This window comes from Congregibacter sp., assembly GCF_047617445.1.
Taxonomy (GTDB): domain Bacteria; phylum Pseudomonadota; class Gammaproteobacteria; order Pseudomonadales; family Halieaceae; genus Congregibacter.
Genome location: NZ_JBLGBE010000006.1, coordinates 1 through 19,935 on the forward strand (window position 1 = coordinate 1; position 19,935 = coordinate 19,935).

Genomic DNA, 19,935 nt, shown 5'->3' on the forward strand with positions numbered 1-19,935 from the left:
CAGCGCGCTATCGAAGACGGCGAGAGCGGTGACTACGCCCTGTTCCATCGTTTAGTGGAGCGTCTGGCCCATTCTACAAGCTATGCCGGCGACGATAGCGATCTGGCATTGCCTGCGAAGCCTCAGGAGCGGGTGACGCGCACCTTCTGCGGGACCTGAGGCCACACGCGCCGTATAATCAGGGCTTAGGCATCCGCCCAACTCCCATTCTTGAAAGGCAGCTGCGTTGAGCATCGAATTTTTTGGCAAGACCCTATCCGGCCCCTTCACCATTCCCTCAGGAATCGTGACTACTGCACCGTCAATCATTCAGTACTTTTTTGACCGAGTGCCGCAGATAGGCGTCATCACCACCAAGAGCATTGGCCTGACGCCCCGCGCAGGCAACCGCGAGCCGGTTTATTCCCAGTACGCACCAGGCTGTTTTGTAAACGCCGTAGGTCTGACGAATCCCGGCGCAGAAGCCGCCCTGGCTGGCATTCGGGATCTAAAAATCCCAGCAGATCGCTTTCTCTTAACCTCAATATTCGGCGGCAGTGTCGAAGAGTTTGTAGAAGTCGCCAAACTGCTGGCTCCGTTTTCTGATGGGCTCGAGCTCAACCTGTCTTGCCCTCATGCCAGCGGCTACGGCATGGCCATGGGACAGGACCCGGTGGTGGTCGCAGAAATCGTCGCGGCGGTAAAAGCGGCGGTAGATGTGCCTGTGATTCCCAAATTGACACCCAACACGCCAAACATTGGCGCCATCGCCAAAGCGGCGGCGGATGCCGGTGCTGACGGTTTCTGCGCCATCAATACTGTGGGGCCAGGCTACACCTCGTCCCATGGCGAGCCGGTGTTGTCCAATGGCGTCGGCGGCATGTCCGGCAAAGGGGTACTGCCCATCGCGCTTAAGTGCATTCGCGAGATCCGGGAAGTCAGCGATCTGCCTATTATTGGTTGTGGCGGCTTCTCCAGCGCATCCGATATAGATGAAGCCTTCAAAGCGGGCGCTGACGTGATCGGTGTGGGCTCTGCACTCACCGGCATGAACAGCGAAGAGATCGGTGACTATTTTTCGCAGATTGAAAAGGACCTTGAGCGCAACACGGACTTCGCCGAAGCGATGATTCGCTACGACATCGACATGAAGTTTGAGCCCGTCACGCTGGTAGACAACAAACGCGTTTGCGAAGACATTGCGCTCCTCACCTTTAATCGACCCATCAACATTCAGGCCGGCGAATTCATCTACCTATGGATACCCGGGCTAGGCGAAAAGCCGTTTTCGGCACTCGTCGACAACCCCTTCACCCTTGTGGTGGTTGATGTAGGCCAGTTTACCCATGCCTTGATGGACTTACCGCTAGGCACCGAAGCCTATGTACGGGGCCCCCACGGCGTTCCCGTAGCGCCGCCAGAAGATGCACATATCATAGCGGTTGCTGGAGGCACCGGATTGGCGGCGGTGTATCAAATCGCTCGAGATTTTGGCAACTCAGAGTTTTTCGTAGGAGCACGCAGCGAAGACCGTCTGTACTTTTTGGACGAGTGCGCCGAAGTCGCCGAGCTGCACGTAGCCACTGACGATGGCAGCCGCGGCTATCACGGTCGGGTGACCGAGATGCTGCGCGAGCGCTTAGCCGACATGAGCGAAGCAGAGCTTGCCAAGCTTGTGTTTTACAACTGCGGGCCAGAGCCCATGGTCCGGGCCGCCATTGCCGTGCAGCGCGAATTTGTTAAGGAAGAACAAATACTTAGCGCCGTGGACTATTTGACCAAGTGCGGCGTGGGGATCTGTGGTGCCTGCGCAACGCCCGATGGGCGCCGCATCTGCGTTGATGGCCCCTTTTTGAGCGATTTGAACCCTTAACTAAGCCCTAGGGCTAAACCGCTAAAAACTTTACCTGGATCAAGGTAAAACCAATCTCCAAAGACTAGTCTCATAATGAGTTAGTTTTTGGAGACTTCCGTGCGTTACCTACTCGTCCTTGTTCTCTGGATTCCGACACTGTGTTTTGCGCAGGGCTCTGCACAGGAATCTGCCCGGGACATTGTCAAAGCAGCGGTGGTTTGGGGGCACGAGGAACTGACCGTCCGCGATGACTGGGTGTTCCTGCACCATGCCTTTTACGATCAGGAATGGACGGAAATGCGCGCACGTGAATTAGCCTTTGACGTCCCGCTCTCAGACACGCAGTTCACTCTTTCCAATCTTCGTAATCCTCGCCAATGCGCATTTCCTGGGTGCTTGCCTGGCGCAACCTGTGGCGACATCGCCGTCGCAACTGGCTCACTGTGGGTGCCATGGTGCTGTGCAACACCTTGCTGGTCGGGCTGATCTCGCTGCAATTTGGGGTCTACTCCATGATGATCGACAACATGATCGGCTCGGTCACCGGGCATCTGCAGATACAGCATCCGAAGTATCTCGAAGACGAACGCATGCGACAGACCGTGCCAAATGCAACGGACTGGACAGCCAAGCTCGCGGCGTCACCGTACGTGCCACGGGCTTTGCGCTGGCTGCCGGCACAGAACGCTCCTTTGGCATCCGAGTGGTGGGCGTCCAACCGTCCCGGGAATCGGTGGTGTCATCTTTGCCGGGGCTCGTAAAACAGGGTCCTACCTTAAGGATGGCTCCGCCGCCGAGGCTGTCATTGGCGCCCGTTTGGCAGAAAACCTAAAAGTTACCCTGGGTGACGAGTTGGTACTTCTGGGTAGTGGTCGCGATGGCTCAGTGGCAGCCGCCATCGCCACGATCGTGGGCATCATCGAGAGTGGATTCCCCGAGGTTGATCAAACGCTGGCGCAAGTACCTTTGCCATTTTTCGATGATACTTTTTCCATGCGCGGTGAAGCACACAAGGTGGTGATTCGTCTCGACGCGCTAAATGATCTAGCTGGCGTCGCCGCAAACATCCAAACACTACCACCACACGATAAGTCACTTTCTCTGCAGTCCTGGGAAGAGCTGCAGCCCGGACTAAAGCAAGCAATCAAATCAGATATGGTGAGTGCCTGGTTCATGTACGCGGTACTGATCGTGCTCGTTGCGCTGTCCGTGTTGAACACGCAACTGATGTCTGTACTGGAACGCACTCGCGAGTTTGGCGTCATGCTGACTCTCGAACTAAGTCCCGGACGGCTGGCGTGCTTGGTGGGCATGGAAACCTGTTTGTTGGGTCTGGTGCTTGGCTTACCGCTGGGGCTAGTACGCACGTTTTATCTTAGCGTCCACGGCTTCACTTACCCGGGCATGGAGGAGCTGGCCGCGCGCTTCAATCTCTCCGGTCGCATGTACCCACAGATCAGTCTGATATCCGCTTTTTGGGGTCCGCTCACCGTTTTTGCAGGTGTATTACTAGCCGCGGTGTATCCCACAATGCAGATTTTTAGTATGCGCCCGGTCGAAGCGATGCAGGCGGTATGAGTAATCTACCGCTGCTATTTGCGTTGGCATGGCGCAATTTATGGCGCCGGCCCCGACGCACGGGCGTGATGCTTGCCGCCATCATCATGGGCGTGTGGGCGATGATTTTCATGAACGCACTCATGCGTGGCATGACCGATCAAATGGTCAGTAATGGTCTTAACACCCTTCCCGGACAGGCGCAGCTGCAACACCCGGACTACCGCCGAGACCCCAGCGTGGTCAATAGTATTGCCAAGCCCAGCGAGCAGTTAGCCAGTTGGCTGAAAGCCGAACCCCATATCCTGGCCTGGACCACACGAGTGCGGGTTCTGGCCGTTATTGCCAGCGCCAGAGAGACTAGGGGCGTACTGCTAATCGGCGTCGACCCGGCGGGGGAGCTGGCAATGGGTGCCGACCCCAAAGACGCCATCGAAGGCCGTTTACTCCAGAGTCCCGACGATCGCGGTGTCGTGATTGGCCGTCGCCTCGCCCAGCGACTGGAGACCGATCTTGGCAAACGCATCGTCTTGTCCTCTCAGGATCCGAATAACGAACTGCTAGAACGCGGCGCGCAAATTGTAGGTATTTACACGGCACGACTGGAAGCCAGCGAAGAAGCCTATGTCTACACCGAGCGCAGTCCCTGCTAAATATGAGCGACAGGATTTCTCAGCTGGCGGTAACGGGAGACAACTATCGCAGCGTGAGTGTCTGGCTTGGGGGACTACGCGCCGCAGCTGGCGACGTAGTGACTTTGCCCTGGAACGAGCTGGACAGCTTTTTGGGCACCATGCTCGGGGTACAGGACGGCTTCGCGTTAATTTTTACTCTCGTGATATTTGCTGTGCTGTCTTTTGGACTGGTCAATACGCTGGTCATGGCGGTATTTGAACGTACCCGGGAAATCGGCCTGATGCAGGCACTGGGTATGAGTCCGCGTCTCATTATTGCTCAGGTCATGCTGGAGAGCGCGTTTTTGCTGTTTGTCGGGCTGTGCATCGGGTGCCTCATCGGCGTGGGCACACTCCTGTTGTTGCGCGATGGCATCGGTGGCCTCGATCGTCCGGATGAGGGCCAAATCACCGTCGAAGGCCAGCGCCTGGATCAGCTTTCAAGCAACGCCCTCGCCAAGGCGTCTGCACTCCATTGGCTTTCTCTACGGACAACGGCTACTGAACTCCGGCAGTGATTGGCAGGCCGTTGCAGTGCAGCGCCGGGACCCCCCAGGGAAACGCCAGCGCCCGGGCACGCTCCTACGCGCTTAAGTATCACGGCTTCACGGGAGTTCGATCTGCTCCTAGCCGAACACTTTGAGCAGTCGATGCTCGGCGTCGGCGGATCCACTAACTTGGGCGATGCCATCCTGCGCGGGGACCTTATGCTTACCGACGGGATTGATGGCTGGACGGCCAGCGGAGTACTCAATAGCTCATGGTCCTGGGTAACGCGAGGTCGCAATATGAGCGGGCCCATTGAGTACTTTTTTAACGGATTTGGTCTGCGCGAATCAGATTACGGCGAAGCGGGGTTTTTAGGCTCGCCGGACCTTGTGGCTCGTATTCGGCGCGGGGAACTGTTCACGGTAGGACGACACTATCTAGCGGCGTCCGTAGGCATTGAGATGCACCCCCTGATACAGCTCACACCCAGCCTGTTCTATAAGCTTGGGGGCAGCTCTGCCTTGGGCCAGCTGAGCATCAACTGGGACCTTGCGGACAACTGGCAGCTCATCGGGGCCGTCAATATTCCGGTCGGGCCCACCGGCACCGAGTTTGGAGGGCTGTCTCTTCCTTTGGGAGAAGAACCTCGAACTCTGGGAACCGGTGCTTCGGTGCTCCTTCAACTAGCCTGGTACTTTTAAGGTCCGCTTAAGCCAGCGCCTGATCCTTCACGGGCAGGTTACGGATTCGAACCCCGGTTGCAGCGTAAACAGCATTGAGCACGGCCGGTGCGGCTACCGCGATAGTAGGCTCACCTACACCCCCCCAAAATCCACCGGATGGCATGACGGTCACTTCAACCTCGGGCATCTGGGCAAGTTTTAATGAGGGATAGCTGTCGAAGTTCTCTTCAACAATGCGACCATTCTCGACAGTACATTCCCCATAGAGCGCGGCGCTGAGTCCATAGACAAAGGACCCACCCACCTGCGCCTCGATCTGCTGGGGATTCACCGCGAAACCCGGATCGGTAGCCGCCCAGATCTTCTTCATCTGCAGCTTGCCATCAACCACTGCGACTTCGGCACACCCAGCGACATAGCTACCAAAGGCCTTGCACACGGCAAGACCCAATCCGTGACCCTCGGGCATTTTTCGGCCCCAGCCGGCTTTTTTCGCGACTTCTTCGAGTACCGCCAAAGCGAGAGGACTCTCTTTTAGTAACTCGCGTCGGTAATCCAGCGGATCTGTGTTGGCTTGCCGCGCAAGCTCATCCACAAAACTCTCCATGTAGAAGACGTTCTGATTGATGTTCACGCCACGCCAGAATCCAGGCCGCAGGTGCGTATTGCGCATCGCGTGATCGGCGAGCAGATGTGGCACGGCGTAGATCATCGAGTGATCGCCCTCGGGTGCCATAGACTGGAACACCACTGGGTCTTTTTCTGGCTCACCCAGTGCTGGCCTAAAGAAAGCTAGTATCGATTGCCCGGAGATGCGCACATGCAGTGCATCAAGCTTGCCATTGCTATCGATTCCCGCTGTCATACGACTCTGGGTGATCGGGTGGTAATAGCCACGCCGCTGATCTTCCTCACGGCTCCACAACAACTTCACCGGTGTCCCCGGCATCTGTTTGGCGATCTGCACGGCTTGTTCGGCAAAGTCATGGGCGCCACGGCGACCAAAGCCACCACCAAGAATCATTCTGTGTACTTCGCATTGCTCGGGGAACAAACCCGCCGCATTGGCGACTGCCTCAAGGGCGGCTTCGCCGTTCTGCGTGGGTACCCAGGCCTCGCAGGACTCCTCGGTCCATAGCGCAGTGGTATTCATAGGCTCCATGGGCGCATGGTTCTGATACGGGTAGCTGTAATCAGCGGTCAGCGTATTGCTGGACTTAGCTAGAGCAGCTTTAACATCGCCATGTTCATTTCCCACAAATGCATCATCTGCAGTCAGACCTTCTTCGAGCATCTTGCGAATGCTCTCGCTGTTGACCTTGCCAACTTCGCCGGTCTCCCACTCGATCTCAACAGCATCCAGTGCAGTCTTAGCTTGCCACCAGCTGTCGGCCACCACGGCGACGGCGTCATCGCTAACCTCTAGCACAGCGCGTACGCCGGGCATGCTTTTAGCTTTGCTGGCGTCATAGCTTTTGCGCTTGCCAGTGTGTACCGGGCAGGCATGAATGGCGGCGTGCAACATGCCCGGAAGCATAACGTCGGCACCGTATTGCAGTTTGCCGCTGACCTTGTCGATAGTATCCAGACGTGCCACAGGCTGACCCACGAGCGTCCAATCCTTGGGGTCTTTAAGGGTTACAGAATCTGGTGCGCTAAGCGTCGCAGCCGTCGCAGCAAGTTCACCGTAGGTCATGGTCGCGCCACTAGCCGTATGCGTCACGACGCTCTCTTTCGCAGCACACTCTGCCGCAGGTACGCCCCATTCCTTGCTCGCGGCCATAATCAATAGCTCACGCGCCAGTGCACCACCTTCTCGGACATACTGATGACTACCGCGAATCCCGCGGCTGCCACCGGTAGCAAAACTGCCCCACACCCGTTTGCGAGCGAGGCTTTCAGCAGGTGAGGCGAACTCCCAAGTTACCTTGTCCCAATCACACTCGAGCTCTTCGGCCACAAGTTGTGCAAGACCGGTGAGTGTCCCCTGCCCCATCTCTGCGCGAGCAATACGAATGGTCACCGTATCGTCGGGGTCGATTAAGACCCAGGCGTTTACCTCCGTCGCGCCATCTTGAGCAACCGCGCTCACACTGCCCAGGGGCAACTGCATGGCCACCATGAGGCCGGCGCCGGCCGCAGCGGAACCCACCACAAAGCGTCGCCGACTAATATCCACAACACCTGACTTCTCAGTCTGACCGTCTTGAGCTGAGCCCATCAACTTACTGATATTCATGATTGTGCTCCTTCATCACCGGCGGCGATCGCGGCAGCTCGATGGATCCCCTCACGCACCCGAGGCAGGGTGCCACAGCGACAGATATTGGTGATCCGCTGGTTGATGTCTTCATCGCTGGGATTCGGGTTCTCAGACAGTAAGGCAGCCGCCGCCATGATCATGCCGGGCTGACAGTAACCGCACTGCGGCGTGTCGATCTCTACCCAGGCTTGTTGCACTGGATGACTCGCGTCCTCAGACAGGCCTTCGATAGTAGTGATGGATTTACCTTCGGCGGCGCTCGCCGGGTATACGCAGGAACGCATAGCTCTGCCATCAATATGTACGGTACAGGAACCACATTGAGCGATGCCACAGCCATATTTAGTCCCGGTGAGACCCAGATGATCTCTCAGGACCCACAAAAGAGGCGTGCTTGGATCGGCTTCCGTCTCCATGGACTTACCATTGACCTTAAGTTTGAGCATGTTGAACCCTTATTTGGCGACTCGCTGAGAACACCAGACTATAGCGCTCCGAGCAAAAAATACAGCTGGCACAGCATACCGGCTTGCCCGTTCACGGCCGCATGTTAGCCTGCAATTCCTTCCAGGACCCGAGGTCTGCGGTATGCGCTGGCTTTTAAGGTTACTCATCGCCATGCTTTTACTAAGCGTCCTTGGGCTAGGCATCTTCCTGGGCCCAGCACACCTGCAAATCCGCAACATCGCACCACCGCTGCCCACGGAAGCAGATCTACGGGCCCTCGCAACAGTACCGGGTGGGCCGATCTCTATACGCGTCGTCCAATCATCTTCACAGATTGGACCTAGCAGAACGCTCGGTCATACCGCCGTAGTCATTCAGTGGCCTGACGGTCGTAGCTTCATGATTGATGCAGCAATGGACCGCCAAGCCAGTGAAGATTTCGGCGAACTCGTCGCGAAGTTATCACCCAACATGGAGCCGGTGGCATTTCATGGCACGACTCCCGAACTACTGGGAGAAACAATAAACTCCATCGAGGGCGTCGGCTTTACCCACTTGCACATCGATCACGTACAGGGAGTCGATGCCTTTTGCGACGCGCGGGGTCAAGGGGCCCGCGTCTATCAGACACCATGGCAGGCCGAGGAGCATAATCTGCATACCAAAGACAGCGCTCGGCAGCTCGAGTCCTCCTGTCTTGAACAGCTTGTACTCGAAGGGGAAGGCGGTCTCATCACTATGAGCAAATTCCCGGGCCTGGGGATCGTGGCGCTAGGCGGTCACACTCCCGGATCGACACTTTTTGCCGTGCATGTCGATGGAACCCTGTGGCTAATGAGCGGTGACATTTCTAATGTTAAGAGCAATCTTTTGACGAACACCGATAAGGGGTGGCTGTACAGCAATATCATGGTTCCCGAGAATACCGCGCGCACCGAAGAGCTGCGCCTGTGGCTGGCCGCATTGGATCGCCAGCAGAACACCGAGGTGATAGTTGCACATGATTTTGCTGCAGCGCTGGCCAGCGGTATGCTTCGGCTGCAAACAGGGTATCAATAGCAAGCCCGCAGGAGATCGCTCGAGCGGTAATTGTTATGACCAACGTCATTTATCCAACCACCAATTTTAAAGCCACCGAACAGATCGTGGTGGAGCGTGGTGAAGGCGTTTACGTCTACGATAATAAGGGCAAGCAGTACCTCGAAGGCTTGGCCGGGCTGTGGTGTACATCGCTGGGCTATGGCAACCAGGAACTGATTGACGCGGCGACCGCGCAGATGGGCCAGCTGTCCTTCTACCACGCCTTTGGCGGCAAGACGCACCCCACCATGATGGCACTGGCCGACAAGATTCGAGAGATGATGCCTGTAGAGAATGCCAAAATATTTTTTGGTAACTCAGGCAGCGATGCCAACGACACCTTTATCAAAATTCTGCGTTACTACGCTAACGCTACGGGCAGGCCCGAGAAGCGCAAGATCATTACGCGAGAGCGCGGCTATCACGGCGTTACCGTTACATCAGGGGCGCTCACCAGCCTCCCCGCCAACCTCACGCATTTTGATGCGCCCGTCGAAGCCCTAGGAATTTTGCGCACGGACCATCCTCACTACTACAAAGGACGTCACCCGGGCGAAACCGAAGACGCTTTTGTCGATCGTATTGTTGGCAATCTCGAAAAGCTCATCCTTGCCGAAGGAGCCGACACTATCGCTGCCTTCCTTGCAGAGCCCATCACCCGTGCCAGCGGCGTTATCGTGCCGCCTGCCGGATACTACGAAAAAGTACAGGCGCTGCTGAATCAGCACGATATCCTTTTCTGGGCTGATGAGGTCATCTGTGGATTCGGGCGCACGGGCAACGACTTTGGCTGCACGACCATGAACATCGAAAAGCCCGCACTCATGACCCTCGCCAAACAGCTATCCTCGGCTTACGTACCTATTAGTACATCCGTGGTTCGCGGCATATCTACGAAGCACTGGTAGAGCCTGTGTCCGAGGTAGGCGTGTTTGGTCACGGCTACACGTACTCAGGGCACCCTTTGGGCTGCGCCGTGGCTTTAAAGACCCTCGAAATTTATGAGCGGGACAATATCTTTGCTAAAGCCGCCGAGACCGGAACGTATCTTCACGACAAGCTGGCGCCCTTTAGAAATCACCCCCTAGTGGGCGAGGTTCGAGGCAGAGGCTTAATCGCCGCTCTTGAACTTGTGAGCGATAAATCAACGGGAGAAGGGTTTCCGCCGTCGGTTGCTGGATTCCTTACTAATGCCTGCGCAGACGCGGGACTCATCGGCAGACCGGTTGCGGGTACGGCCTTTGCACTGTGCCCACCGCTCATCATCACCAAAGCACAAATCGACGCATTGGTAGAAAAGCTGGGTATCGGACTTGATGCCACGCTGGAACACGTTCACAGCGAAGGGCTGATTAAAGCGGCGAGCTAGGCGCTCGCCTTAGCTTCCAGCTTATTCAGAACCCGTACGAAAGTGTCGGCTTCCTGTGCGCCCAGCACAGAGTATTTATCGTTAAAAATAAAGGCCGGTACCGCGTGAATCTCACGATCAAGCCACCAGCGCTGATCCTCGCGGACTTCCTCAGCGAGGCTCCCCGTTGCAAGCACTTGCTCGGCCTCGGTCCTGGGTAGACCCACACTCTCGGCGACAGACAACAGCACCGCATCGTCACTGACATCTTGTCGTTGACTGAAGAATGCAGAAAACAAAGCAAGCTTTAGCTCGGTTTGTTTTCCCTGGGCCTCTGCCCAGTGCAGCAACTGATGCGCCCGAAAGGTATTCACGACGCGCATGCCATCAAAGTAGTCAAAGTGAAATCCGAGAGAGTCGCCGATGCTCGATAGTCGCGCTCGGGCCTGCTGGCTCTGCTCGGCAGATGAACCGTACTTCTGGGCGATGTGCTCTCGAAGATCCTGCCCTTCTGGCGGCATTTGCGGATTCAACTCAAAGGGGCGCCAATGCACACTCACATCAAAACGACCGGATAAGGTCGCTAAGGCTTTTTCGAACTGCTTGTAGCCGATGACACACCAGGGACACACGACGTCCGACACAATATCGACTTTCAGGGCTAGGGATGTGATAGAGAACTCCTCTATTTAGAAGGTGAACAGCTCCCGGAACTTGACCAAATCTTCGGTCATGGTGGAGCCGCCGGGCAGCATCTCTTGCAGGCGCTCATCGCAGCGCATCGTCAGATCATAAAGGGGAATATGCTGATCCACAAAGATCGTCTCGAGATCCGGATAAAGCTCTTTGAGTGAATCGACCAGATCCATGGAAGAAAAATCCCGATGCGATAGATTGTACACATCCGAATCCATCTCTCGCTTGATCATTCGCGCAAGCAACTCCACTAGCCGGTAGACGCTGATATGGCTCAGCGTGTGGCTGGGGTCACCGTGTACCGCCACACGATTGGTGAAGTGTGCGTCAAAGACGAACTGATTCACTGTCGTCTCAAAACGCAGATTCTTGGAGTATCCGTACACGTTGGCGCAACGCAGTAGCTGTACCGGGATCTTCTCCATGAGGCGCATGACGTGCTCTTCACCACGCATTTTAGAAATGCTGTAATAGCTGCTGGGCACGCGGGGATGATCGGTATCGGTGATTTCGCCTTGTCCGTAAACCGATTGGCTGCTTAAGTAGATTAAACGGCCAATGCCCACTTCCTCAGCGGTGTAGATGACCTCGGCAGTGCCCCAGTGATTGGTCTGCTCAAAATCATGGGCGTTTTGATCGGCAAAGGGCGTCTCCACTTTTGCCGCCAAATGAATAACCACGTCCATGCCCTCCATGCAGCTGCGCAAGCTGCGGGAATCCAGAATGTCGGCCTGAATAAAGCGCACATTGTTGTCCGGCACTTTGCGCAAACCCGTAAACAGGTTGTAGTTGCCCTTGCACAAATTGTCGTAGACCAAGATGTCTTTAATGCTGGGCTCGGCAGAAAGCCTGTATACCAGTTCGTTGCCGATATAGCCGGCGCCACCTGTCACCATTACTTTCATCAGTTGCCGCCTGATACCAAAGTTGTATTAAGACCACACTCGGTTTTGTTCATACCGAACCAGCGTGCGTTACGCGAGTTACCTTCGCCAAAGGCCTTCATGGTGCAGGGCTCACAGCCGATACTGAGGTAGCCCTGCGCTTCCATTGGGTGCTCGGGAAGATCGTGATTCTTGCGGTAGAAGTGCACCATGCGCGAGTCCCAATCGAGCATGGGATGGAAGCGCGTGCAGCCGTGCTGAGCGGGCTCTTCTACCTGCATCGCCGCACGCACGGAGCTTTGATCCGAGCGCACGCCGTTAACCCAGATGTCATGCTCGCGAAGCACCGGCTCCAGCGGCTGCACCTTGTTCAAATAGCAGCAGTGATCAGGGTCCGACGCATAGAGAAACCGCTTCTGTCGATCCAGTTGCTTGATCTTGGGTACCTCCGGACGAAGAGGAATCACCTTGAGACCGAGTTGATCGGCAAGCCGATCGGCAAAGCGAATAGTCTGCGCAAAGAGAAACCCCGTGTTGGTGTAGTACACAGGAATATCGCGATCTACCCGGCTGATCATATGCAGCAGGGGAAGACTCTGGGATTGAAAGGAGCTGGTGGTGAAAACTTTTTTACCGGCATCCAGATAGGCGTGAAGTTGCTCAACCACCTTATCGGCTCGCGCTTCCAGATCTTTTTTGTCGAGAATATCCACTAGCTGCCTGCTGATATTTGTGAGACGGGGAGTCTACTGGTATTCAGCGCAGGAGTATTAGACGGCTTTGTTTCTTGCTAATGCTTGGACGGAATATCAACCCATCAACAAGCGGTAGTAGTGAGGCGCTTTATCTACGGCCAGTACGATGGAGACCGCAAGGCCAATGAACAAGATGACGTTACGCCACCACTGTGCTTTGAACTCACGCATCACGCTGTCATTGTTAGCCAGAAGAATCACAATCACAAAAGCTAGGGGGATAACCACGACGTTAATGCCCATGAGCAGAATGACCTTAAGTAGGGCCGGAAAATCCCAAAACGGTGCCAGCGCAGCTGCCGCCAATACAAACACGGTGAGCACGCGGTGATACAGCTTGTTGTCTGCAGAAAACCGCCATTCCTGACCGGCCATGTCCAGCATGAAGTAAATGGTGACCTGTGCCGCCACCACAAGCGTGGTCATAGCCGCTGTGAACAACCCAAGGGAGAAAATCGCTGGCCCGAGCTTGGCAAAAACACCGGGTAGCGCATTTCGAAACACCGCCGATGCCTGACCAACATCGGCAAAACTCGCATGATCCGCCAAAGAGTGCAGTGCATAGCCTCCGGCGACGACCACAAACACCGCATAAGCGCCAAAGATGAAGCCCATGTTAATGATGGCTTGTCTAAACGCCTGAGCTAATTGCTCTCGGTTGCCCCCATCATCCGCGCAGAGATACGGCATCCCTAACAAAGCAGCCGGCGCTACCGCCGCGCCCACCATAGCGATGATCGAGCTGGTAGCAATGCGCGGTGTCTCACTGCCCGGCGCAGGAAGGTCCGCCGGTAGCGACGGTATAAAGCCGGCAAGGATCGCTGGCAGCTCTACCAATCCGCGCAGCGCGACCACAAAAAAGCACACGAGCATCAAGACCATGAGGAGGGTCATGATGCGCTGCATACGTTCGTAACCGCGGGAGAACACCAGCCACAGAACTGCAGCGGACAGCAGCACTGACAGTAATACCTCAAGCCTAAGTCCGAGCGATCCACCGGCTGCATCGGCAGGCACACCCAGCAAGGTCATAAACGCCGATGACATTACCGAGATCTGTCCCATGGTCACCAAAAAGTGTACCGGCACAATGAGCAGCAAAATAATCCATGCCAGGCTGGCGCTGATGCGAGTTCGAACGAGCGCAAACATGCCCTCATCGGGGTTCAGCGCACCAATACGAGATGCTGTGTCAACCGACACCACAAACACCGGCAGCATTGCCAGAATCACCCACAGAAGATCGTAGCGAAACCAGGCCCCGGCCAGTAAAAAAGAGGCTACCGCACCAGCACCCATGGTGCCCGCGGCCATCACCGCGGCGGGGCCCACAAGGTTGCTAAACAAACGCAGAATCATGGATGTATCACTATTGGTTTCTTATCGATAGACCCGACATCGTGCCGGCCGACAGAGGCTTAGGGTGCGATCAGTCTGTTGATCTCTGGCCCGAGCAGAGTCATGGGTAGCGGACCCGCGCGCAAAACCGCGTCTACCCAAACCCTGGTGGGCTCCTCATCCGCGGTCGCAAGATATTCACCATACAAACGTTTGAATGCCCAAAAGCCGGTAAAGTAATCGGTAAGCTGCAGCGGTGAGTTCACCACGCGCTGCCATAAGTTAGTCGCAAACTGGGGCGCTAACAGACCCTCTTCCCGGGCAAAACGCAGAACCTGCTCCTCACCCCAACCGGCAGTATTGACCTGCACACTCACATAGGCGCGGGTGGCATTCTCTAAGCGCTTGCGAAGATGTGCAAGCCGGGTCAAAGGCGCATTGTCGGCCCATCCAGCGTCCAGCATAAGTTCTTCCACAAAGCTCCCCCAACCCTCGACGTAGGACCCGTTGGAAAACAACGAACGCAGCATCGGTGCCTCAGTCACCGCAACCTTATATTGCAGATAGTGCCCGGGAAACATCTCGTGAGACAGAATCATGGTGTTGAAGTGCGTATTAAAGGAGCGGTAAAACCCGTCCTTTGCTAGCTGGGGAGCATCGTCAGCGATGGAGGGTATATAGAACAACGTGTCTGCCTGCGTATCAAAGGGGCCGCTGGGGTAAACCCCGCCTACAGCAGCACCGCTAAAATGCGCAGGCGATAAGGCAATCAACAGTGTTGTGGGTTTTGGGATAGTCGCTATGCGATTCGCTGCGACAAAGCTTTCGGCCGCGAAGGTCAATCGCGTAAAGCTCGCCAAAAAATCCAAACTATTACTTTGGCGATCGCTTTCCATCGCTACGAGGGAGGCATCAAGGCGTTCGTCGTCAGTAAGCTCCAGTAGACGATACTGTGTTGCGCGGTCGGTCTGAGCTTGAGCCCAGCGAGATGCCTCGTAGTACATCAAGCCCCGGACGCTGCGCAGCTCCTCTCCCACAGCCGCCACCAGGCTCTCCGGCGTATAAAGCCCCGAGGTGCGTCTTTGCAGCTTCGCGGTGTAGGCTGCGACTCCGATAGACGTCGGAATTTTTGTCACCGGCAGAACATCGTCCTGCAGATGACTTTGCAGATCCGCCATGGCACCAAGCGCAGCATCGATCGCATCATCAAAGCTTGGCCCCTCGGGCACTGCCGGCCAGTCGGCAACCAACTCACGCAAACCGTCATCATAAAACTGCTGGCTACTCTCGAGCACATTTAAGGCTCTGCGCGTGCGCATGGCGTTCCCGGACTGCAACGACAGCGTCCCGAGCCGACAAAGTCGCTCCACGCCGTCTAAACGGCTGATCAATGCCTCACTGCGCGATTGTGCAGAAAGCTGATCGCGAACCAACAAATGTGTAAGCGCCTGGGACACCTGCTCGGCGTACCATTGGGGCTGGTTAGTGAGCGGCGCGTCTTCCTCCCAATTAGCCAGTTCGTCTTCGACCTGAGCCCTGAGCACCAACGCATCAGTTTGCAGTAATTCATTCACGGCCTCAGTGGGACCCGAAAGCGCAACATCCAGGGCACCCATCACCGCGGCATTCAACGCCAACCAGTTGCCAACGCGCTCCTCGCTAAAGTCTTCAAAGGCTGCAGCGCTCTCAACGTCGCCGTAGGCAAAGGCCTGCGATGGGTAAAAGTCTTTCCAGGACTGAATGTAACTGAAAACTAGCTCGTCAATCACAGGCGGAGAACTGTTCGCGCTGGCAAACGTGCCGCTAACGTTGGCTAACAGAGCGAGACAGAACCACTGACACACCTGTCTCGCCCGCTTTACTGGTCCTCCCAGGACCTGTCGAGGACTAAGCGCTGGCATGGCTACAGATTCTGGTCTGCGATTTTTGAGTAATTGCCGTCCGCAATCTGTCATCACAGCGACCTTGTTTGCGCTTGCGCTCTCCATTTTACTTAACCTGTTGTTTGTCAAAGATATGCTGAATTTGTGGCTCTACGCGCAACGCCCGTGGGCGATGCCTGTTGGTCTCGGGCGCGTGCCTTAGATAGTATGCCTTTGATCCGGCCAATAACAGGCGCATCATTGCGGGACAAATTTTCTCGCTCTTCACTAATACGCTGCAAAAAAAGCCGAGTAAGCACCATGACAGAACCTCAGTTCAGCTTATACGACCTGCGGGTCGAAACGATTGAAGGCGATAAGCCTTTTGTCTGTGGCCATGAAATTGGCAGCGCTTTTGAAGTACGGGGAGAAAATCTCTTCTTCGAGACCGACAAACCTTTTTCGCTCTATGCCCTGTCCGCCCTGCTTCCCCTTTTGCCCACTAAACAACGTCCACTTAATGAATACGACTGGATGGCAACCGATCATGTCATCGCCTGCCCGGATCCCCACTGCGGCGCCAGATTTCGCATTAGCCGCATTGGAAAGCAGGTGTTCACGCGCTCCGATACCACCATCGAACCACTTCTTGAGAACAATCCATGGAAGGAATGATTGCGCGCTATCCGCTCACGCAGGACTATCAAATATCCCGTGTAATCAAAGGTGGTTGGCAACTATCCGATGGTCATAGCCAGGAGATATCCAATAACCCTGTCGCTGATATGTTCGCGTTTGCAGAGCGTGGCATAGATACCTTTGACTGTGCAGATATCTACACCGGCGTCGAAGCGATGATCGGAGACTTTGTGACCGCCAATGAGGCGCGGAGCAATCCCGCATCGATCAGAGTCCACACCAAGTACGTACCCGACTACGACCAGCTGGGTCGACTCAAGAAAAGCGATGTAGAAACGGTCATCGACCGCTCCCTTGCACGACTCAATCTCGAAAGACTCGACATGGTGCAGTTCCACTGGTGGAACTATGCGGCGCCGGGGGCGGTAGAGGCCGCCGGCTGGCTCAAGGATCTACAACAAACAGGAAAAATCGAGCTGCTATCGACGACCAACTTCAATACCGAAAACACCCGGGAAATACTCGACGCCGGGATTAAGCTTGCCACGACGCAGGTCCAGTACTCGTTACTGGACCCCAGGCCGGAGAAGGCACTGCTGGGACTCTGCGCAGAGCACGATATGCACCTACTGTGCTACGGCACGCTAGCCGGCGGGTTTTTGAGCGAGCGCTGGCTGGGCGCAACAGAGCCGCACTCGTTTAGCAATCGCTCGCTGATTAAGTACAAGCTCATGATCGACGAGATTGGTGGCTGGGATCTGTTCCAGTCGCTGCTGCAAACGCTGGATCGTATTGCCAAGAAGCACGGCGTTACCATTGCCAGCGTGGCTTCGAACTGGGTGCTCGCCCAGGCGCAGGTAGCCGCCGTGATCATCGGCTCGCGTAACGCCGCGCACGTAGATCGTTATAAAGAGGTTTTTGATTTGCAAATGGATGATGAGGACCGTGCGGCGGTACAGGCTATCAAGACACAGATGAGCATTCCCCCGGACGACGTCTTTGATCTGGAGCGGGACAAGACCGGTCCCCACGGAAGCATCATGAAATACAACCTCAACGCGCAATAGAGGACGAGGTTATGAGCGTCAACGCAGAACGCTACGATGACTGGATACGCTCCAGCTTTATCGAGATTAACAGTGAGCTCGAAGAGCTTTACTTTGCCCAGGGCGATCCAGCGGATGTGAGCTTGGGCGGAAAGAACCGGCGAAAGCTTTTGCACGACGAAGGCCGCGAGCACATCACCGGCCTGCATAACGAAGGCAATACCGACGAAGGCTTCGAGGCGGCTTTTGCTCTGCTGGGTAACGTCGGTCTTTATATGGGCGCCTGCAGACGCCACGAAATTACGGAACCCTCCCGGGAGCAAAGCTCCCCACTTATCGAGGCATCAGGACTGGCCTTGCACATTGGCGCCTCGCTGGGAGTAGCACCCCGCTTTGCTACCAGCCATCTCTCGACACACAATCTGGCCCGCGACGGCGTGTACCGCAGTTTCACTACGCTCAAAGACGAGTTCCTGTTTTTGGACTTCAATACCCGAGGAATATTTGCCTACAAGCGTGCCGCAGATGCGCTAGCGCGAACCGTACCCTTAGGCATCACACACCCGGTTACTGGCGATTTACTATTGGCCGCACGCCATGCTCTGGAAGATGTTGCCCGTTACAACGAACAGTTGTTTGAGCAGCTTGATCCAGCGCGGTTCTTTTACTCTGTGCGGCCTTACTACAAGCCCTATCGCGTTGGGAAAAGCGAATATCGCGGCGCCAACGCCGGGGACTTTGCTGGCATTAACGAGATCGATCTGCTGCTGGGCTTATGCCAAGCAGAGGACCCCTCTTACTCGCAGTTACTCGTGGATAAATTTCTGTACATGATGCCCGAGGACCAGGCGCGCTTGCGAGATTGCATGCGCCGCGAAAGCCTCATGGACCAAATACTTCTGGGCTTGCAGTCGCCCCAATCATGCGGCGTCTATTTTGAGCAAAATGCCCAGCTGTTTTTAGAGGTCTGCGAAGCCCACGGTCACGCCGCGTCCCAGCATCACAATCAGCTTGTGCAGCGCTTTATTGAGCAGCCTTCTTCTGCTCTCGATCAAAAGCACCTGGCGCATATCACCGCCAGTGGACCACCTTTGGAAGTGTTGATGGCCGCCTTGCAAAAACTTCGGGATTTACGTACCGCCGCACCCCGGGACGATATTCGAAGCCGACACAAAGACATCGCGAGTATTCGCGCGGCAGTCGGTGAGGCCAACTGATGACAACACACTTGGACCTGGCTCAAGGATGGCCGGATGGTAAAGGCTACCTGCTGAATCACTCCGCGGGGCTGCCGCCGCTCAGTGCAGCCGATGCACTCAATCAAGGATTGTTTGGACCGTGGGTTGCCAGCGACGATCAGGTTTGGACTCACTGGATGACTGCCTTCGATCGTTTTCGTGCTGCTTTGGCGCAAGTCATTAATCACGAGCCTGCAATGATCTGCCCCCAAGCTAGTGTGACCTCTGGCTTGAGTCAGGTGCTCAACTCACTCCCTGCCAAACCCGGTCGGAATCGGCTGGTCATTGCCGAGCGCGCATTCCCCTCTCTCGGCTTTGTCTTATCCGTTGCTCAGCGCCATGGATTCGAGCTGGTGATTATTCCCCGATCAGAAAATACGCTCGACCCCGCTGTTTGGTCACGCTACCTGAACAAGCACGTGTACTGTGTAGTGTTTACACATGTGCACTCCAATACCAGCGAGTGCCATGACATAGCGCCGCTATGTGCTCTGGCCCGCGATAGCGGTGCCATCAGCGTGGTCGACGTAGCCCAATCCATCGGTGTTCGCCCGGTGGATGCCCGAGCCTGGAATGCAGACTTTATTGTGGGCTCCTGCCTCAAGTGGCTGTGTGGCGGTCCCGGGGCTGGATTCATGTGGGTGAACCCCGAGCGACTTGCTAACTGTGAACCCTCAGAGGTGGGATGGTTTTCTCACAGCAACCCCTTTGAATTTGATATCCATCACTTTGAATACGCGGGTGATGCATTGCGATTTTGGGGAGGCACCCCCAGCGTCGCGCCAGCGCTAATTGCCGCGCATGCCATCGAGTCACTTCTGGAGATCGGACTTGAGCGTCTAGAAGCCCACAACCGAACGCTCATCGACCAAGTCTGCCGAGAAATTGCACCGCAGTATTTGGTATCGCCCCCCGAGGCGTTTCAGCGAGGCGGCACCGTAGTGCTGGATCTCAAGTCAGCTCAGGATCAGTTTGCGCAGCAACTGCGCGACGCCAAGCTGCAGTTCGATGTTCGTAAAGAGGGCATCCGTTTATCACCGCATTTTTACAACGGTGACGAAGATATGGCTCAGGTGCTCAGCTGCTTACCCAGAGACTAAGG

Annotated in this window: 19 protein-coding genes and 1 pseudogene; 13 read left to right on the top strand and 7 right to left on the bottom strand. The window is 55.9% G+C overall.

Annotation, left to right across the window (positions count from 1 at the left end; all coding sequences use genetic code 11):
- Nucleotides 1-226 precede the first annotated feature (226 nt).
- The 7 genes from ACI9KD_RS02760 (at nucleotide 227) to ACI9KD_RS02790 (ending at nucleotide 5,255) form a co-directional block, all read left to right on the top strand.
- Nucleotides 227-1,852 (top strand): tRNA-dihydrouridine synthase, encoded by a 1,626-nt coding sequence (locus ACI9KD_RS02760; protein ID WP_414979623.1) that lies wholly within the window; start codon nucleotides 227-229, stop codon nucleotides 1,850-1,852.
- Nucleotides 1,853-1,951: 99 nt separating this feature from the next.
- A complete protein-coding gene (locus ACI9KD_RS02765; RefSeq protein ID WP_414979624.1) occupies nucleotides 1,952-2,320 on the top strand; it encodes a hypothetical protein in 369 nt (122 codons plus the stop codon).
- Nucleotides 2,321-2,361: 41 nt separating this feature from the next.
- Nucleotides 2,362-2,595 (top strand): hypothetical protein, encoded by a 234-nt coding sequence (locus ACI9KD_RS02770; protein ID WP_414979625.1) that lies wholly within the window; start codon nucleotides 2,362-2,364, stop codon nucleotides 2,593-2,595.
- Between the two features lie 55 nt (nucleotides 2,596-2,650).
- The gene (locus ACI9KD_RS02775) at nucleotides 2,651-3,412 is read left to right on the top strand and encodes an ABC transporter permease (RefSeq protein WP_414979626.1); all 762 of its coding nucleotides are present in this window, start codon (nucleotides 2,651-2,653) and stop codon (nucleotides 3,410-3,412) included.
- Nucleotides 3,409-4,044 carry an ABC transporter permease gene (locus ACI9KD_RS02780; RefSeq protein WP_414979627.1) on the top strand — a complete coding sequence of 212 codons (636 nt, stop codon included), beginning with the start codon at nucleotides 3,409-3,411 and terminating at the stop codon, nucleotides 4,042-4,044. Before ACI9KD_RS02775 ends, ACI9KD_RS02780 begins: the two co-directional genes overlap by 4 nt.
- Nucleotides 4,045-4,046: 2 nt before the next feature.
- Nucleotides 4,047-4,583, top strand: a complete 537-nt coding sequence (locus ACI9KD_RS02785; RefSeq protein ID WP_414979628.1) for an FtsX-like permease family protein — start codon at nucleotides 4,047-4,049, stop codon at nucleotides 4,581-4,583.
- A gap of 132 nt (nucleotides 4,584-4,715) precedes the next feature.
- Nucleotides 4,716-5,255, top strand: a complete 540-nt coding sequence (locus tag ACI9KD_RS02790; RefSeq protein WP_414979629.1) for a hypothetical protein — start codon at nucleotides 4,716-4,718, stop codon at nucleotides 5,253-5,255.
- Nucleotides 5,256-5,262: 7 nt separating this feature from the next.
- Here the strand turns inward: ACI9KD_RS02790 and ACI9KD_RS02795 are convergent, their stop codons facing one another.
- Nucleotides 5,263-7,476: a molybdopterin cofactor-binding domain-containing protein gene (locus ACI9KD_RS02795; protein ID WP_414979630.1), complete on the bottom strand. Its 2,214-nt coding sequence runs from the start codon at nucleotides 7,474-7,476 to the stop codon at nucleotides 5,263-5,265.
- Nucleotides 7,473-7,946 carry a (2Fe-2S)-binding protein gene (locus ACI9KD_RS02800; protein WP_414979631.1) on the bottom strand — a complete coding sequence of 158 codons (474 nt, stop codon included), beginning with the start codon at nucleotides 7,944-7,946 and terminating at the stop codon, nucleotides 7,473-7,475. The genes ACI9KD_RS02795 and ACI9KD_RS02800 overlap by 4 nt, the downstream gene beginning before the upstream one ends.
- 142 nt (nucleotides 7,947-8,088) lie before the next feature.
- Here ACI9KD_RS02800 and ACI9KD_RS02805 point away from each other — a divergent pair, with 142 nt between their 5' ends.
- Together ACI9KD_RS02805 and ACI9KD_RS02810 are read left to right on the top strand one after the other, a co-directional pair.
- Nucleotides 8,089-9,006 (top strand): MBL fold metallo-hydrolase, encoded by a 918-nt coding sequence (locus ACI9KD_RS02805; protein WP_414979632.1) that lies wholly within the window; start codon nucleotides 8,089-8,091, stop codon nucleotides 9,004-9,006.
- 35 nt (nucleotides 9,007-9,041) lie between these two features.
- Nucleotides 9,042-10,396, top strand: a pseudogene (locus tag ACI9KD_RS02810) (aminotransferase).
- On the opposite strand, the gene ACI9KD_RS02815 reads toward ACI9KD_RS02810, so the two are convergent.
- The 5 genes from ACI9KD_RS02815 to ACI9KD_RS02835 form a co-directional block, all read right to left on the bottom strand.
- Nucleotides 10,393-11,019, bottom strand: coding sequence for a DsbA family oxidoreductase (locus tag ACI9KD_RS02815; protein ID WP_414979633.1), 627 nt, complete (start codon nucleotides 11,017-11,019; stop codon nucleotides 10,393-10,395). The pseudogene ACI9KD_RS02810 and the gene ACI9KD_RS02815 sit on opposite strands and share 4 nt — an antisense overlap.
- Before the next feature lie 45 nt (nucleotides 11,020-11,064).
- Nucleotides 11,065-11,976 carry an SDR family oxidoreductase gene (locus tag ACI9KD_RS02820; RefSeq protein ID WP_414979634.1) on the bottom strand — a complete coding sequence of 304 codons (912 nt, stop codon included), beginning with the start codon at nucleotides 11,974-11,976 and terminating at the stop codon, nucleotides 11,065-11,067.
- Nucleotides 11,976-12,668, bottom strand: coding sequence for a phosphoadenylyl-sulfate reductase (locus ACI9KD_RS02825; RefSeq protein ID WP_414979635.1), 693 nt, complete (start codon nucleotides 12,666-12,668; stop codon nucleotides 11,976-11,978). The genes ACI9KD_RS02820 and ACI9KD_RS02825 overlap by 1 nt, the downstream gene beginning before the upstream one ends.
- A 96-nt stretch (nucleotides 12,669-12,764) precedes the next feature.
- Complete coding sequence (locus ACI9KD_RS02830; RefSeq protein WP_414979636.1) at nucleotides 12,765-14,069, bottom strand: NRAMP family divalent metal transporter; 1,305 nt, start codon at nucleotides 14,067-14,069, stop codon at nucleotides 12,765-12,767.
- Between the two features lie 59 nt (nucleotides 14,070-14,128).
- The gene (locus tag ACI9KD_RS02835) at nucleotides 14,129-16,003 is read right to left on the bottom strand and encodes a DUF885 family protein (RefSeq protein ID WP_414979637.1); all 1,875 of its coding nucleotides are present in this window, start codon (nucleotides 16,001-16,003) and stop codon (nucleotides 14,129-14,131) included.
- Nucleotides 16,004-16,231: 228 nt separating this feature from the next.
- On the opposite strand from ACI9KD_RS02835, the gene ACI9KD_RS02840 reads away from it, so the two are divergent.
- The 4 genes from ACI9KD_RS02840 to ACI9KD_RS02855 are packed head-to-tail and all read left to right on the top strand — an operon-like array spanning nucleotide 16,232 to nucleotide 19,933.
- A complete protein-coding gene (locus ACI9KD_RS02840) occupies nucleotides 16,232-16,585 on the top strand; it encodes a TIGR04076 family protein (protein WP_414979638.1) in 354 nt (117 codons plus the stop codon).
- Entirely contained in the window at nucleotides 16,573-17,616 is a 1,044-nt protein-coding gene (locus ACI9KD_RS02845) for an aldo/keto reductase (protein WP_414979639.1), read from the top strand. The genes ACI9KD_RS02840 and ACI9KD_RS02845 overlap by 13 nt, the downstream gene beginning before the upstream one ends.
- Before the next feature lie 11 nt (nucleotides 17,617-17,627).
- The gene (locus tag ACI9KD_RS02850) at nucleotides 17,628-18,812 is read left to right on the top strand and encodes a PrnB family protein (protein WP_414979640.1); all 1,185 of its coding nucleotides are present in this window, start codon (nucleotides 17,628-17,630) and stop codon (nucleotides 18,810-18,812) included.
- On the top strand, nucleotides 18,812-19,933 hold the full coding sequence (locus ACI9KD_RS02855) for an aminotransferase class V-fold PLP-dependent enzyme (protein ID WP_414979641.1): 1,122 nt from the start codon (nucleotides 18,812-18,814) through the stop codon (nucleotides 19,931-19,933). The genes ACI9KD_RS02850 and ACI9KD_RS02855 overlap by 1 nt, the downstream gene beginning before the upstream one ends.
- Nucleotides 19,934-19,935: the final 2 nt, after the last annotated feature.